The sequence below is a fragment of the Kitasatospora sp. NPDC048545 genome, assembly GCF_040651155.1.
Lineage (GTDB): Bacteria > Actinomycetota > Actinomycetes > Streptomycetales > Streptomycetaceae > Kitasatospora.
On record NZ_JBEZIQ010000023.1, the window covers coordinates 58,443 to 72,020 of the forward strand.

Genomic DNA, 13,578 nt, shown 5'->3' on the forward strand with positions numbered 1-13,578 from the left:
TGACGGCGAACTGGCGATGGAACTGCGGCGCCCGGACTGCTGCTCGGTGCGAGCGAAGCCATCCGCGCGGGCGACGAAGGCCGCAGAGCCGGACACCATGGCCCTTCTGCGTCAACCGAGCCGCTGGAACCGACCAGGCGGGAGCGAAGTGGCCACGCCATCGAACCCTTCGACTACGAATAGCGATGATATCGTCGCCCAGAGTGTCGGCGCGCGGTCTCCGTCACCGCGCCCGGGTCGCCAGGCACCGCTCCGGCCGGCCCCCGACAAGCCGGCCGGGCCCGTCAGCCGTCAACAGGAAGGCACCACGGTGAGCAACGAGAACGCGCAGCTGATCTACGGCCAGGGGGAAGAGGCATGCCCCGAGGGAAGCTTCTGCCTCTACCGCGCCACCAACTACAACATCGGCCAGAGGCCCGGGGTCGGTGACAAGATCCTGGCCATTCCCGTGGGCTCGCACGTCAACGACTTCTCCGTGTACGGCTTCGACCACAGCGGCGACGGGGTGAGCAGCGTCGTCAACCGTACCGACGAGGGCAACGCGCTCTTCTCGGCCGCCGACCAGCGGGGACATTCGCTGCCGGTGGACCGCAGGTCCTCGATCGCGAACCTGGCGCGGATCGCGATGGCCGACAGTCCGAACGGCAGCTGGAACGATCAGCCGCAGTCGGCGCTGGCGGCTCCCTTCCTGGGGAACCTGATCATCGAGCAGTCCTTCCTGAGCAAGTGGCAGGACTGGGAGACCCAGAAGTGGATCTACTCCTACCGGATCACGGTGCGGGCCGCCGAGACGCGCGTGGTGAAGTGGGCGCTCGGCTTCGGTGACCTGCCCGAGGGGACTGCCCTGTACAAGGGGTTCACCGATGTCTTCTGGGGCCAGATCCTGCGGGACGGCACCGAGGGCAGCGTCCTGCTCGGCTCTCCGGAGGGCGGCGGACACACCATCGACCCCGGCACCGACCTCGCCATCGACATCCAGGTCCTCTACGCGAAGGAAAGCCCCGCCCAGGAACACCTCACGAGCCTGAATGCCCAGCAACTGGGCTGATCGCAGACACCACCGCACCACCCAGCCACGGGCCGCTCACCCGGATGGCAGGTAGCGGTGAGGTGCGAATAGGCCACGCTTCGGCCGGCCGGGCTGATCCATGGCGATCAACACGGACGAGCAGGCCGAGCGGAAGGTGGCCGGCGGCAGCCCGATCGTCCTGCGCCGCCGTCCCGGCCGGTCCGGTCCGCCGCTGTGAGCAGGATCTGAACCGCGTCCGCCGCGGCCGTGCCCCTGCCCCCGGACCACTCCCGGACGGGGCGCCGCTGGGTTGGTGTCCTGGGGGCACGTGGCGGGGGGCAACCCTCAGGATCGCCACGCGGCCCGGACGTGGGTGGGCCGGGACGGCCGGGATCAGGCTCGGGCGGGGTGGGTGAGGGTGTGCCAGGCATCGTAGCCGCCGAGGAGGTCGGAGACGTCGGTGCGGCCGTGGTGGCGCAGCAGGCTGGCGGCGATGGACGAGCGGTGGCCGCCGGCGCAGTGGACGACCAGGGGGCGGTCGGTGGGGATCTCGTTCAGGCGGTGGGGGAGATCGGTCAGGGCGATGTGCAGGGATCCTTCGATGGAGCCTGTTTCGCGTTCGCTGCAGGTGCGTACGTCCAGGACGGTGGGGGGTTGCTCGCCGGCGAGGGCGGTGCGGAGCCGGTCGGCGGTGAGACGGCCGGCGGTGGTGAGGTCGTCGGAGAGGGCGGGCAGGGCGTTGGCGGGGTTGCGCAGGTAGCCGGCGATGTGGTCGAAGCCGATGCGGGCGAGGCGGGTGATGACTTCGTCCTCGCGGTCCTGCGGGGCGATGATCGCGATGGTGCGGTCGGGGGTGAGGACGGTGCCGGCCTGTTCGGCGAAGCGGCCGTCGAGGGGGACGTTGACGGCGCCGCGGATGTGTCCCGCGCCGAAGTCCTGGGGGCTGCGGGCGTCGAGGACGACGGCGCCTGCGGTGCGGGCCTCCTGGAAGCCTTCGGGACACAGGGGCCGGGCGGCGTTGGTGCGGTCGAGCAGCGGGCGGTCCTGCCGGTTGAGGGCGGCGTCGTGACCGAAGTAGGCGGGCGCGGTGGCTTGGCCTGCGGTGACGATGCGGACGAAGGTCTCCTGGTCCATGGGCTGGCAGGCGTAGTTGGTCCGCCGCTGCGCGCCGATGGTGGAGTGGCGGTCGGTGGAGAGGTTCTTGCCGCAGGCGGAGCCGGCGCCGTGGGCGGGGAAGACCAGGGTCTCGTCGGGCAGGGCCATCAGCTTGCGGTGGACGCTGTCGTAGAGCATCGCGCCGAGTTCGGCGGCGGTGACGCCGGTGGAGGCGAGCAGGTCGGAACGGCCGACGTCGCCGATGAACAGCGCGTCCCCGGTGAGCACGCCGTACGGGACGGTGTCGTCGGGCTGTTCGAAGACCAGGATGCTGATGGACTCGGGGGTGTGGCCGGGGGTTTCCAGGATCTGCAGGGTGACGTCGCCGAGTTCGATCCGCTCGCCGTCGGCGAGCTTGCGGATGGGGTACTCGGTCTCGGCGCGCTGCCCGTACCCGATCCAGGCGCCGGTGCGGTCGGCCAGTTCGAGGTGACCGGCCAGGAAGTCGGCATGGAAGTGGGTGTTGATGACGCCGACGACGGTCAGGCCACGCGCCATGGCGTCGGCGAGGTACTCGTCGACGTCCCGGCGGGGGTCGACGATCACGGCCTGGCCGGTGCGCTCGTCGGCGATCAGGTAGGACGCCTGGGAGAGGCAGTCGAGGTAGTACTGACTGAAGATCACAGGGTTGTCTCCTTGTCGGGTTCTGACGGGCCGGGATAGATATCCGAGTGTACCCCGGGGGGTATTTTTCTCGACGGGAGTCGAGGCGGGCGCGGCCGATCATGTGGGCCGAACTGTCGGCGCCCGGGCAGCCCTCCTGGGTGGCAGGTGGCAACGGGCGCCGCAACGCGGCGCTGGATACCCCCCCTCGGCATACATGCAGGCATGCGTCCACCGGGGACCGATACCGGCGGGGGTATCGCCGAACATTTCGATAATACCCCCGGGGGTACTATGGTGGGCATCGAGGGGGACCGGCCGCCGCCACCGATCCAGGGACGAGCGGGGCCGAGGAAGCGCCGACACCGCCGCACCACCGCCGCACCGAGCCGTCCGGCCCGTACGGGCGGCCGCGGCAACCCCCGATCCGCCGGACCGCCCGCCGTCCGGCCCGTACCACCGGAGAGAGTCCCTTGCCCCAGCTGCCGCCTGCCCCTGATCAGCGCCGCCCCGATCAGCGCCGCCTCGAACAGCGCTCCCCCCACCGGGGCGTTCCCGACCTGCCCGACCTGCCCGACCGGGGCGACCGGGGCGACCGGGGTGAGCGGGGCGCGCCCGGGCAGACCACGCCCGCCCGGGCCCGGGGGCTCGCCCGTACCGGCACCGCCGTCCTGCTCGACGTCCGGGAGGCCGGTGAGTTCGCCGCCGGCCACGCCCCCGGCGCGCTGCACCAACCGCTGATCGCCCTGGTCGCGGGCGTCCCGCTGCCGCCCGCGGCGGCCGGGCGGACCGTCCTGGCGATCTGCCGCTCCGGTCACCGGTCGCAGCGCGCCGCGGAGTTGCTCGCGCAGCGCGGCGTCGAGGTGCTGAACGTGACCGGCGGCATGGGCGCCTGGGCCGGGGCCGGCCTGCCGGTCACCACGCCCGGCGGCGGCCCCGGGCGCGTCATATGACCGCGCTGCTGCTGGCGCTCGCCGCCGGCGCGATCGTCGGGCTGGCGTTGGGCGGGCTCGGCGGAGGCGGCAGCATGCTCGCCGTGCCCGCCCTGGTCTACCTGCTCGGCTTCAGCCCGGCGACGGCCACCACGGCCAGCCTGGTGATCGTCGCCGCGACCTCGCTGACCGGACTGTTCGCCCACGCCCGGGCGGGCCGGGTCCGCTGGCGGACGGGTGCGCTGTTCGCCGCCGCCGGTCTGCCCGCGGCGGCGGCGGCCGGAGCGCTGTCCGCGCACCTGCCGGGCGGGCTGCTGACCGGCGCCTTCGCGGTACTGGCGGCGCTCGCGGCCTGGCGGATGCTGATGCCGCCCAGGGCGGCAGCGGAGGAACGTTCCGCCGCCGGCACCGGACGCTCCACCGCGGCGGGCGCCGGCCTCGGCGCCGTCACCGGGCTGCTCGGCGTCGGCGGCGGGTTCCTCGCCGTCCCCGCCCTGGTCTCGGTGCTCGCCTTCACCATGGCCGAGGCGGTCGGCACCAGCCTGCTGGTCATCACCGCCAACTCCCTCGCCGCCCTGCTCCCCCGGCTCGGCGCGACCGGCGCGATCGACTGGGCCGTGGCCGCGCCCTTCACCGGCGCCGCGATCCTCGGCGCCTGGGACGGCAAGCGGCTCGCCGACAAGCTCAGCGGGCGGACCCTGCGGAAGTCCTTCGCCATCGCCCTGCTCGCCGTCGCCGCGCTGATGCTGGTCACCGCGCTCGGCTGACCACGGACTCCCCGACGGCCCACCGGAACCGATCCTCGACACCCCGCCGGCCGGGCCGGTCACGCCGATTCCCCCACCACCCCGAGAGGACCCCCATGACCACGCCGCTGACCGTCGAGCAGCTCAAGCCCCGCCTCGGGCAGCTCACCCTCATCGACGTCCGCTCCCCCGGCGAGTACGCCGTCGGCCACATCCCCGGCGCACTGAACATCCCGCTCGACCAGCTCGACCGCGCCCTGCCCGCGCTGCGCGACGCCGCCGAACAGAACGAGCTCGCCGTCGTCTGCGCCGCCGGACCGCGCGCCGACGACGCCTGCCGCCGACTCGCCGCCGCCGGGATCCCGACCCTCACCCTGACCGGCGGCACCAACGCCTGGTCCGGCGCCGGACAGCAGCTGGACCGGGCCGCCGGCGCCCGCGCGGTGTGGTCGATGGACCGCCAAATCCGGTTCGTGGCAGGTTCGCTCGTCCTCGCCGGGGTGCTGATCGGCCTCGCCCGACCCCGCGCCCGCTGGGTCTCCGCCGCGGTCGGCGCCGGGCTGTCGTCCTCCGCGCTGACCAACACCTGCGCGATGGGCTCGATGCTCGCCAAGCTCCCGCACAACCGCCCGCGCCCCGGCGGGCCCACGCTCGACGACACGCTCGCGGCGCTCGGGCGCTGAGCCCCCGGCTGCGACCCCGCATCGCGGGGGCCCCTGCCCACCCCCGTCGGGCAGGGGCCCCGCAGCTCCGGGCGGACCACACCGGACGGACCGGCGCCACACGGCCGACCCGGACGCATCGCGGCCGTCACGGCCGCCCCGGACGGACCGCCGTCACGGCCGCCCCGGACGGACCGGCGTCACACAGCCGCCGCCACACAGCCGCTGCCGGACGGCCGTCGGCATGCGGCCGCTGACGCGCGGCCGTTGACGCGGCTTGTCCGAACATGTGAAATGTCACCCATCACATGCGATGCCTCCCGCATTGATTTGAACGTTCAAACGCTCACTCGTCAACCACCCGACCGGAAGAGGACCCGCCATGCCGCCCCGCGCCCGCACCCGCGCCTTACCGTCCGGTCTCCTGCTCCTGGCCGTCCTCGCCGCTCAAGCCCTCGGCGGCGCACCGGCGTTCGCCGACGACCGGGCACCGCTCGTGGACGGCGGCAGCTACCTCCTCGGCTCCGCGCTGGACGGCAGCTGCCTCGGCCCGCAGTTCGCGCAGTCCGCCCCCGGTGCCCCGGTCACCGGTGCGGACTGCCGCCGGCTGCTCAGCCAGCGCTGGCAGCTGCGCCGCGCCGACGGCGACTACCGGCTCGTCAACGCCGCGACCGGCCGTTGCCTCACCCTCGACGGCCCCGGCCACCGGCCCGCCACGGCGGACTGCGGCACCTCCCCCGACGCCGAACGCTTCACCGTCTCCCGCGCCCCGCAGGGCACGTACACCCTCGCCGTACGCGGCACCGGCGCCTGCCTGACCGCCGACCCGACGCCCGGCCGGGCCACGCCCCCGGCGCAGGCCGGGTCTCCGCCGGCCGCGCACGGCCGCTGCGACGCCCGGCCGGCGCACCGCTGGACGCTCACCCGCACCGAGCCCCTCGTGCTCGCCAACCCCGGCTTCGAACAGGGCGCCGACGGCTGGACGCTCACCGCGCACACCGGCATCGCGACCAACAACCCGCACGGCGGCGCCCGCCTCGCCTACCTCGACGCGGGGACCGGCTACGCGGTCAGCCACCAGGCGACGGCCGTCACCGCGGGCGGCTACGACCTGTCCGCGTGGATCGCGACCGGCGGGGCCGGCGGCAGCTTCTCGGTCAGCGTCAACGGCACCGTGGTGCGCTCCCTCGACCTCCCCGAGCAGCCCACCTACGCGAAGTACACCCTCCCCCGGATCCGGGTCGCCGCCGGTGACCGCATCGTCCTCACCATCGGCTCCTCACCCACCGGTTGGGTCAACGTGGACGACGCCGCCGTCGCCCCGGCCGCCCCCGACGACCCGGTCGCCACCTCCTCCGACCCGGAGGTGGCCGCCCTGTTCGACTGGGCCAAGACCAAGGCCAACAGCTGGGTCCAGCAGGCCGGCACGACCGGTGTCCTCGACATGGACGAGAACCACCCCGGCGGCACCGGAAGCACCGTCTACGACACCACGTACTGGGCCGGCTACCCGTTCCGGTCCGCCTTCTACAGCCGGGACTTCGCCCACCAGCTGGTCGGCGCCCACCTGCTCGGCCTGGACGCCGAGAACAAGACCATGCTGCGCGGCTTCGCCGCCTCCGCCACCGAGGTGAACGGGCTCTACCCGGTCTGGGCGCTCGACTTCGACGCCCGGACGTACGGCGCCATCGACTACCGCGGTCCGGACCGCTTCGTCCGGGAGCTGCCCGCACCCTTCGAACTGGTCCAGAAAGCCGGTGAGGCCTACCGCTGGACCGGCGACCACGACTACGCCGACGACCCCGCGTTCGGCACGTACGTCCGCAACACCCTCGGCCCGTTCATCGCCCGGCACCCCGGCCCGATCGACAACGGCGGCCTGCCGATCCCGCAGGCCACCAGCCGGAGCATCTTCGCCGGCACGGCCGGCTACGCCGAGAACGCCACCGGCACGTACGCCGAGTCCGGTGACGCGCTGGGCTCCCAGTACCAGGCCTACCTCGCCGCCGCCACGCTGGCCGACGCCCGGGGCGACACCGCCTCCGCCGCCGGGTACCGCCAGGCCGCCGGGGCGCTGCGGTCCTACGTCAACTCCACCTGGAGCGTCGACGCCCGGCAGCCCGGCGAGGTCGTGCACGGCTACGACACCACCGGCGCACCGGTCACCGGCTGGGGCTACGAGGCGAGCGTGCTGATGCCGGTCAAGCAGCTCCTCGACCCCGGGCCGCGCCGGGACGGCCTCCTCGCCGCCATCGACGCCGCAGACTCCGGGCCCGACCGCTCGGCCAACCTGGAGGCCTACACCTACCTGCCGGACGCCTTCCTCGCCGCCGACGACGGCGCCACCGCCTGGAAGTGGATGCGGTACGTCTACGAGAACGTCGGCGCCCTGCACGCGAGCGGGCGGATGCTCAACGGCGACTACCCCGAGGTGCCGTTCACCCTGCTCGCCCAGACCGTCCAGGGCCTGCTCGGCGTCGAACCGGACGCCGCGAACGGCACACTCGCCACCACCTCCCGGCTGCCCGCCTCGATGGGCTGGCTGCAGGTCGCGTCGATCCCCGTCGGCAGCGGCACGGTGACCGTCCGCCACGACGGCGAGCGGCGCAGCACCGTCACCAACACCGGGACCGAGCCGCTCACCTGGGAGGCCCGCTTCCGGGGGGAGCACGCCCGCACCACCGTCGACGGAGGGCCGCGGGCCGCCCGCACCGCGGTCGTCGACGGCGTCACCTACACCTGTGTCACCGTCACCCTCGCGCCCGGCCGCTCCGCGACCGCGGCCGTCACCGACTGACCCCACACCGCACCACCACACCGCCGGTCCCCACACCGCACCACCCGCGGCCGGCCGGCCCACCCGGCCGGCCGCGGCCCGTCTGCGGGGCGGCCTCCGGCGCGTCCCGGCGGACGCCCGACGCGCCGGAGGCCGCCCGTGCGGCTGGTCCGGATGCCACTGTGCGGGTGCAGCCGGTCCGCCCCGGGGAGACGTTGGTGAGATGGACACCGTCATCGTGCTGGAACGCGACACCCCGACCAACGTCCGACTCCTGGGGTCGGCCCACTCCCCGGCGCACCCCGACTACCCCGTGCGCCGGGCCCACACCGCGCTCGCGGAGGCGTCGGGCCTCTGCGGGCCCCTCACCCTGTGCGGCCTGGACACCTCCGAGATGACCCTGGCCCCGCTCCGCGCGGGCGACCCCGGCCGGGCGTCGGTCCTCCCCCACTGGAACACCTGCGGGACCTGCCGACACGCCGGGGAACGCACCGCACCCCGTACCACCGGACGGTCCGTCGCGAGCACCGCGCAGAACGCCGCACGGAGCGCCGCGCAGCACGACGCCCCGGACGACGCCCCGGACGACGCGCCGAACGACGCGCCGAACGCCGTGCCGGGGGACGCTCCTGACGACGCGCCGGAGACGGCCGGCGTCGCGGAGACCCAGGCCTCCTGAGCCGCGTTCCGGTACCACCGACGCCGCCTCCGGCGGTCCCCGGGCGGGGATCCGCCGGACGCGGCCGCGGGCCGCCGCTACCGGGCGTCGGACGGCCGCACGGCGCGGGCGGCCGGGTCCCGGACCAGGGCCGCCACGCTCAGGCCGAAGATCAGCACGCCCAGCGGGACGTGGACCGCCGGGACGTGCGCGATGCCCAGGACGACCTGCGCCGAGGCCAGCACCAGGAAGCCGGCCGCGTGCAGGACCGGCCGGGGCGATCCGCCGCCCGGCCGCCACGCCAGGACCGCGGCGAGCACGTACAGCATCGACGCCCCGTACATCACGCGCGCCCCGACGCCGTGCAGCACCTCCCCGGCGGAGGTGGACAGCAGCAGGCCGGCCGTGACCGCCTGGAAGAGGACGGCCGCCGTCTGCAGGGCGATCGCGGCCCGCAGGAAGCCGGTGCTGCGGTGTACTGCTGCCGTCGTCGGTGTGGCCATGACGCGGTCCCCTCTTCTGCCTCGCGGCGGTGATCGATAGTGTCCCGGTGGTCCGACGACGCGGGCCCGCGAAGTGTGAGGCGGGTTCCGTCGCCGATCCGCCTCACAGTCCGGTGCGCCGTTTCGTCGAAAGGGTGGAAGCGGCGGCACGGACGCCGACGGACGAGCGGAACCAGGGAGCGGCCCCGATCATGAACACCCCATCCGAGCCGGGGCACGACCGGACCGAACCGGGCCTGAGCACGGTCGTCGGCGAGCGGCGGCAGCTGATCAACCTCGCCTACCGGCTGCTCGGTTCGCTGGCCGAGGCCGAGGACGCCGTGCAGGAGACGTACGCCCGCTGGTACGCGATGGCGCCGGGGCGGCGGGCGGACATCGTCTCGCCCGGCGCCTGGCTGACGACGGTGGCCACCCGGGTCTGCCTGGACCTGCTCGGGTCGGCGCGGGTGCGCCGGGAACGCTACGTCGGCGAGTGGATCCCCGAGCCGCTGCCCGACCGCACGGAGTGGATCGGCGGGCCGGGCGGCGGCCGGGAGGAGCCGGCGGATCCGGCCGACTGGGTCACCCTCGACGAGTCGGTGAACATGGCCCTGCTCGTCGTCCTTGAGGCGATGACACCGGCCGAGCGGGTGGCGTTCGTCCTGCACGACGTCTTCCGGTACCCCTTCCCCGAGGTGGCCGGGATCGTCGGCCGCACCCCGGCGGCCTGCCGGCAGCTGGCCTCCTCGGCCCGTCGGCGGGTCCGCGCCGCGCAGGTGCCGACGGCGCCCAGAGCGGGACAGGCCGCTCTGGTGCGGCACTTCAAGGAGGCGTGGGAGGCCGGGGACATCGCGGCCCTGGTCGGTCTGCTCGCCCCCGACGCCGCGATGGCGGCCGACGGCGGCGGGACGGTCGGCACCGCCCTGCGCCCGGTCGTGGGCGGCGAACGGATCGCCCGGTACCTGATCCACTTCGCCGGCCGGGCCCCCGGGCTCACCCTCCTCGAACGGACCGTCAACGGCCGCCCCGGTCTGGTGGCCCGGTACGCCGGGGTCACCGCGACCGTGGCGGCCTTCGACGTGGACGGCGAGCGCGTCACCCGGATCTGGGCGGTCCGCAACCCGGAGAAGCTGCGCCCCTGGACGGAGGACCGGCCGCTCCCCCGCTGAGGCCCCGTCTACAGCTCCTCCACCACCTCCACCCCCGGGCACTCCCGCGCCAGGTCGCGGAAGAACCGCTCCGCGTCGACCGCCGCCTCCGGCGGGTGCACCCCCGCCGGCCCCACCGTCCCGTCCAGCAGTTGGGCCAGCGCCAGCCCGGCGGGCACACCTGTCGCCTCGGCCATGTCCGCCAGCAGCCCGTCCGCGCCGGTGAGCCGCGCCAGGGCCGCCGCCGGCCGGCCGTCCCGCGTCCCGGTGGCGGCGGCGAAGAACGGCGGGAGGGTGCCCGGGCCGCGCAGGCGGGGAGCCCGGCCGGCGGCGCGCAGGACGCGGCGCAGGGTGGGGCCGTCCAGGTCCGCGGCCGCGGTCTCATTGCTGAGCCGCCCGGCGTCCAGGTCGGCGCGCAGCACGTCGAGGTAGGCGGCGGTGCCGGCTCGGACCACCATCAGGTTGGCGGCCTCTCCGGTGGGCCGCAGGCTGCGGTGCAGGGTGACCGGTTCGGGGTGGCCGACGGTGTACGCCGTCCCCCGGTGGCCGCCGGGCAGGTCGAGGGTGACGGGGCGCAGCGGAGGGCGCCGTACGATCCGGCCGTCCTCGACCGCCGCGACGGTGCCGCTGATCTGCTGCATCCAGTGCACGGCGGCGGCCGAGACGGCGCCGTTCGCGTCGCGCAGCGAGGGCTCGGGCGGCGAGGTGTCGGGCGGCGAACCGCCCGGTCGGGGGCCGGCGTCGACCGGCCAGGCGGTGTACACGTCGGTCAGGGTGTCGAGGCGGGCGGCTGCCCGGGCGGCGAGCAGGTTGCTGACGCCGGGGCTGGCGCCCATGCCGATCACGGCGCGCACCCCGGCGGCGCGGGCCTCGCCGTCCAGTTCCAGCATCGCGACGGTGGGTTCCCAGTCGTCGCAGATGTCGAGGTAGTCGGTACGGGCGCGGATCGCGGCGCGCAGGACGTCGAGGCCGAAGCGGTAGTAGGGCCCGACGGTGTTCAGCACGGCGTCGGCCGCCCCGAGGGCGGCGTGCAGGCCCGCCGGGTCGGTGACGTCCACCCGCTGGGCCCGCACCGGGACGACCGTCGCGGCGGCGAGCGCGGCGGCCGCGCGCCGGGCGGCGGGCAGGTCGCGGTCGGCGATCACGAGTTCGTGGACGCCGGGGAGCCCGGCCGCGACGCGGGCGGCGACCCGGCCCGTCGCGCCGGCTCCGCCGAGGGCGAGCACCTTCATGGTCGTCATCCCTTCCGGTGGTCCTGCGAGGCCAGGAGCTGCCGCACGCCACCCAACGATCGCTCGTTTTCAGAACGACCGTATCAGATATGAACGAAACCTTCGGGTCTACCGCCGGGCCCGCACCGCCGCCCCCTCCCGCACCACCACGCCGGGCTCCGGCACCACCGACTCCGGCGTCACCGGCTCCGGCAGCGTCCGGAACAGCGCCCAGCTCGCCACCGGCATCAGCACCAGCGGCAGCAGCGCCGTCCGCAGCGAGGTCGCGTCCGCGAGAGCACCGATCAGCGGGCCCGCCAAGCCGCCGATGCTCACCGTCAGGCCGAGCGTGATCCCGCTCGCCGTGCCGATCCGCGACGGCAGGTAGTCCTGCCCCAGCGTCACCTGCAGCGAGAACGGCACGTACAGCCCCGCGGAGGTCAGCGCCACGCACAGGTACAGCGCCGGCCCCGGCACCAGCAGCACCCCGGCCACCGCGACCGCCGCCACCAGGTACGACCGGCCGGCCACCGCGACCCGCCCCCACCGGTCCGCCAGCGCCCCGCCCAGCACCGAGCCCACCGCGCCACCCGCATAGAGCACCACCAGCGCCGCCGTGCCCGTCGCCGCACCCCCGCCCAGCCGCCGGGTGACGAACAGCGCGAGGAAGGTGCTCAGCCCCACGAAGGCGATCGAACGGCACACCACGGCCAGCGACAGCTTCACGAAGGACGCCCGGTCGTCCGCGGCCACGGGCCGCGGCGGCTCCGCCCCGGACGCGCGCCGCCGTTCCAGCTCCCGCAGCACCGGCAGGCACAGCGCGGTGCCCGCCAGCGCCGGCAGCACCAGCAGCGGGGTCAGCCGCAGCCCGCCCCACCCGACCACGGCCCCGACCAGCAGCGGGGCCGCGGCGAAACCCAGGTTGCCGCCCAGCGAGAACCAGGCCATGCCCCGATGGCCGCCCCGCCCGCCCCGCATCCGCTGCGCCGTCAGTCGCGCCACCCGGGCCGACTCCGGGTGATAGGCCGCCACCCCGACCCCGGACAGCGCCACGAAGGCGAGCGTCAGCCCGTACGAGCCGCTCACCCCGCTCAGCGCGATGCCCGCCCCGCCGAGCAGCGTACTGACCGGCAGCAGCCAGGGCAGCGGACGGCGGTCGGTGAGCGCCCCGAACAGCGGCTGCGCCACCGAGGACAGCAGCGAAGCGGCGAGCACCACCCCGGACACCGCGGCGTACCCGTAGTGGCGTTCGGCCACGAAGAACGGCACCAGCGCGGCCACCGCGCCCTGGTAGACGTCCACACAGGCGTGACCGACGGAGAGCAGCAGGATCGACCCGGCGTCGTGCGTTCGTTTCGACATGCCGCCATGCTCGGGGCCGCACCCCCTGTCGGACTTCCGATAATCTGCCAGACAATGCCGCAAATCCGCCACGATCCCGTCGCCCCGACCCGCGCCCAACTCCTGCCGCCCGGCGGCGAGATCGACGCGCACCGGCACGACGACCACCAGATCGCCTACGCCGCCCGCGGCGTCCTCGCCATCACCACCGACGCCGGATCCTGGGTCGCCCCCGGCAACCGCGCCCTGTGGATCCCGGCCGGCACCGTCCACGCCCACCAGGCCCACGGCACCCTCGAACTCCACCTCGTCGGCCTGCCCGCCACCGACAACCCGCTCACCCTCGACCGGCCGACCGTCCTCGCCGTCGGCCCGCTGCTGCGCGAGCTGATCGTCGCCTACACCCGCGCCCCCGAGGACCACGGCCCCGAACGCGCCCGGCTGCGCGCCGTCCTGCTCGACCGACTGCGCGCCTCACCCCGGCAGCCGCTCCACCTGCCCACACCCACCGCACCCGTGCTGCGCGCCGTGTGCGCCCTGCTGGACGCCGACCCGGCCGACAGCCGCACCCTCACCGCACTCGGCCGCGCCGTCGGCGCCAGCGACCGCACCCTCTCCCGGCTCTTCCGCACCGACCTCGGCATGACCTTCCCCCAGTGGCGCACCCAACGACGGCTGCACCACGCCCTGGTGCTGCTCGCCGACGGCCTGCCGGTCACCGCCGTCGCCCACCGCTGCGGCTGGTCCTCCGCCAGCGCCTTCATCGACGTCTTCCGCCGCACCTTCGGCCACACCCCGGGCGGACGGGCACCGGACGGGCACGCGCCAGGAGCGACCGCGCCACGCTGAGGGGCG

General features: G+C 75.0%; 12 protein-coding genes. 8 read left to right on the forward strand and 4 right to left on the reverse strand.

Annotated features, from left to right (window positions below):
- Positions 1 to 310: 310 nt before the first annotated feature.
- Positions 311 to 1,048, forward strand: coding sequence for a peptidase inhibitor family I36 protein (locus AB0D10_RS22140; protein ID WP_360258969.1), 738 nt, complete (start codon positions 311 to 313; stop codon positions 1,046 to 1,048).
- Between the two features lie 354 nt (positions 1,049 to 1,402).
- Here AB0D10_RS22140 and AB0D10_RS22145 read toward each other — a convergent pair whose 3' ends face one another.
- Positions 1,403 to 2,788, reverse strand: coding sequence for an MBL fold metallo-hydrolase (locus AB0D10_RS22145; RefSeq protein ID WP_360258972.1), 1,386 nt, complete (start codon positions 2,786 to 2,788; stop codon positions 1,403 to 1,405).
- 548 nt (positions 2,789 to 3,336) lie between these two features.
- Here AB0D10_RS22145 and AB0D10_RS22150 point away from each other — a divergent pair.
- From AB0D10_RS22150 to AB0D10_RS22170, 5 genes are all read left to right on the forward strand, one after another.
- Positions 3,337 to 3,720: a rhodanese-like domain-containing protein gene (locus tag AB0D10_RS22150; RefSeq protein WP_360259133.1), complete on the forward strand. Its 384-nt coding sequence runs from the start codon at positions 3,337 to 3,339 to the stop codon at positions 3,718 to 3,720.
- Positions 3,717 to 4,466, forward strand: coding sequence for a sulfite exporter TauE/SafE family protein (locus AB0D10_RS22155; protein ID WP_360258975.1), 750 nt, complete (start codon positions 3,717 to 3,719; stop codon positions 4,464 to 4,466). Before AB0D10_RS22150 ends, AB0D10_RS22155 begins: the two co-directional genes overlap by 4 nt.
- A 95-nt stretch (positions 4,467 to 4,561) precedes the next feature.
- Positions 4,562 to 5,128 (forward strand): rhodanese-like domain-containing protein, encoded by a 567-nt coding sequence (locus AB0D10_RS22160; protein ID WP_360258978.1) that lies wholly within the window; start codon positions 4,562 to 4,564, stop codon positions 5,126 to 5,128.
- 361 nt (positions 5,129 to 5,489) lie between these two features.
- Positions 5,490 to 7,904, forward strand: a complete 2,415-nt coding sequence (locus tag AB0D10_RS22165; RefSeq protein WP_360258981.1) for an RICIN domain-containing protein — start codon at positions 5,490 to 5,492, stop codon at positions 7,902 to 7,904.
- A 202-nt stretch (positions 7,905 to 8,106) separates the two neighbouring features.
- Complete coding sequence (locus AB0D10_RS22170; protein ID WP_360258984.1) at positions 8,107 to 8,562, forward strand: hypothetical protein; 456 nt, start codon at positions 8,107 to 8,109, stop codon at positions 8,560 to 8,562.
- A 77-nt stretch (positions 8,563 to 8,639) separates the two neighbouring features.
- Here AB0D10_RS22170 and AB0D10_RS22175 read toward each other — a convergent pair whose 3' ends face one another.
- Positions 8,640 to 9,044, reverse strand: a complete 405-nt coding sequence (locus tag AB0D10_RS22175) for a hypothetical protein (protein WP_360258987.1) — start codon at positions 9,042 to 9,044, stop codon at positions 8,640 to 8,642.
- 191 nt (positions 9,045 to 9,235) lie between these two features.
- On the opposite strand from AB0D10_RS22175, the gene sigJ reads away from it, so the two are divergent.
- Positions 9,236 to 10,192, forward strand: coding sequence for an RNA polymerase sigma factor SigJ (sigJ, locus tag AB0D10_RS22180; protein WP_360258990.1), 957 nt, complete (start codon positions 9,236 to 9,238; stop codon positions 10,190 to 10,192).
- An 8-nt stretch (positions 10,193 to 10,200) separates the two neighbouring features.
- Here the strand turns inward: sigJ and AB0D10_RS22185 are convergent, their stop codons facing one another.
- The gene (locus AB0D10_RS22185) at positions 10,201 to 11,412 is read right to left on the reverse strand and encodes a saccharopine dehydrogenase NADP-binding domain-containing protein (RefSeq protein ID WP_360258993.1); all 1,212 of its coding nucleotides are present in this window, start codon (positions 11,410 to 11,412) and stop codon (positions 10,201 to 10,203) included.
- Between the two features lie 99 nt (positions 11,413 to 11,511).
- A complete protein-coding gene (locus tag AB0D10_RS22190; protein ID WP_360258996.1) occupies positions 11,512 to 12,744 on the reverse strand; it encodes an MFS transporter in 1,233 nt (410 codons plus the stop codon).
- 54 nt (positions 12,745 to 12,798) lie between these two features.
- Between AB0D10_RS22190 and AB0D10_RS22195 the strand changes: the two genes are divergently transcribed.
- Complete coding sequence (locus AB0D10_RS22195) at positions 12,799 to 13,572, forward strand: helix-turn-helix transcriptional regulator (RefSeq protein WP_360258998.1); 774 nt, start codon at positions 12,799 to 12,801, stop codon at positions 13,570 to 13,572.
- Positions 13,573 to 13,578 lie beyond the last annotated feature (6 nt).

Excerpts from the sequence above, each read along its gene's own strand:
- AB0D10_RS22155 (WP_360258975.1), top strand. The coding sequence starts at position 3,717 with ATGACCGCGCTGCTGCTGGCGCTCGCCGCCGGCGCGATCGTCGGGCTG.
- AB0D10_RS22160 (WP_360258978.1), top strand. The coding sequence starts at position 4,562 with ATGACCACGCCGCTGACCGTCGAGCAGCTCAAGCCCCGCCTCGGGCAG.
- AB0D10_RS22165 (WP_360258981.1), top strand. The coding sequence starts at position 5,490 with ATGCCGCCCCGCGCCCGCACCCGCGCCTTACCGTCCGGTCTCCTGCTC.
- AB0D10_RS22170 (WP_360258984.1), top strand. The coding sequence starts at position 8,107 with ATGGACACCGTCATCGTGCTGGAACGCGACACCCCGACCAACGTCCGA.
- AB0D10_RS22175 (WP_360258987.1), bottom strand. The coding sequence starts at position 9,044 with ATGGCCACACCGACGACGGCAGCAGTACACCGCAGCACCGGCTTCCTG.
- sigJ (WP_360258990.1), top strand. The coding sequence starts at position 9,236 with ATGAACACCCCATCCGAGCCGGGGCACGACCGGACCGAACCGGGCCTG.
- AB0D10_RS22185 (WP_360258993.1), bottom strand. The coding sequence starts at position 11,412 with ATGACGACCATGAAGGTGCTCGCCCTCGGCGGAGCCGGCGCGACGGGC.
- AB0D10_RS22190 (WP_360258996.1), bottom strand. The coding sequence starts at position 12,744 with ATGTCGAAACGAACGCACGACGCCGGGTCGATCCTGCTGCTCTCCGTC.
- AB0D10_RS22195 (WP_360258998.1), top strand. The coding sequence starts at position 12,799 with ATGCCGCAAATCCGCCACGATCCCGTCGCCCCGACCCGCGCCCAACTC.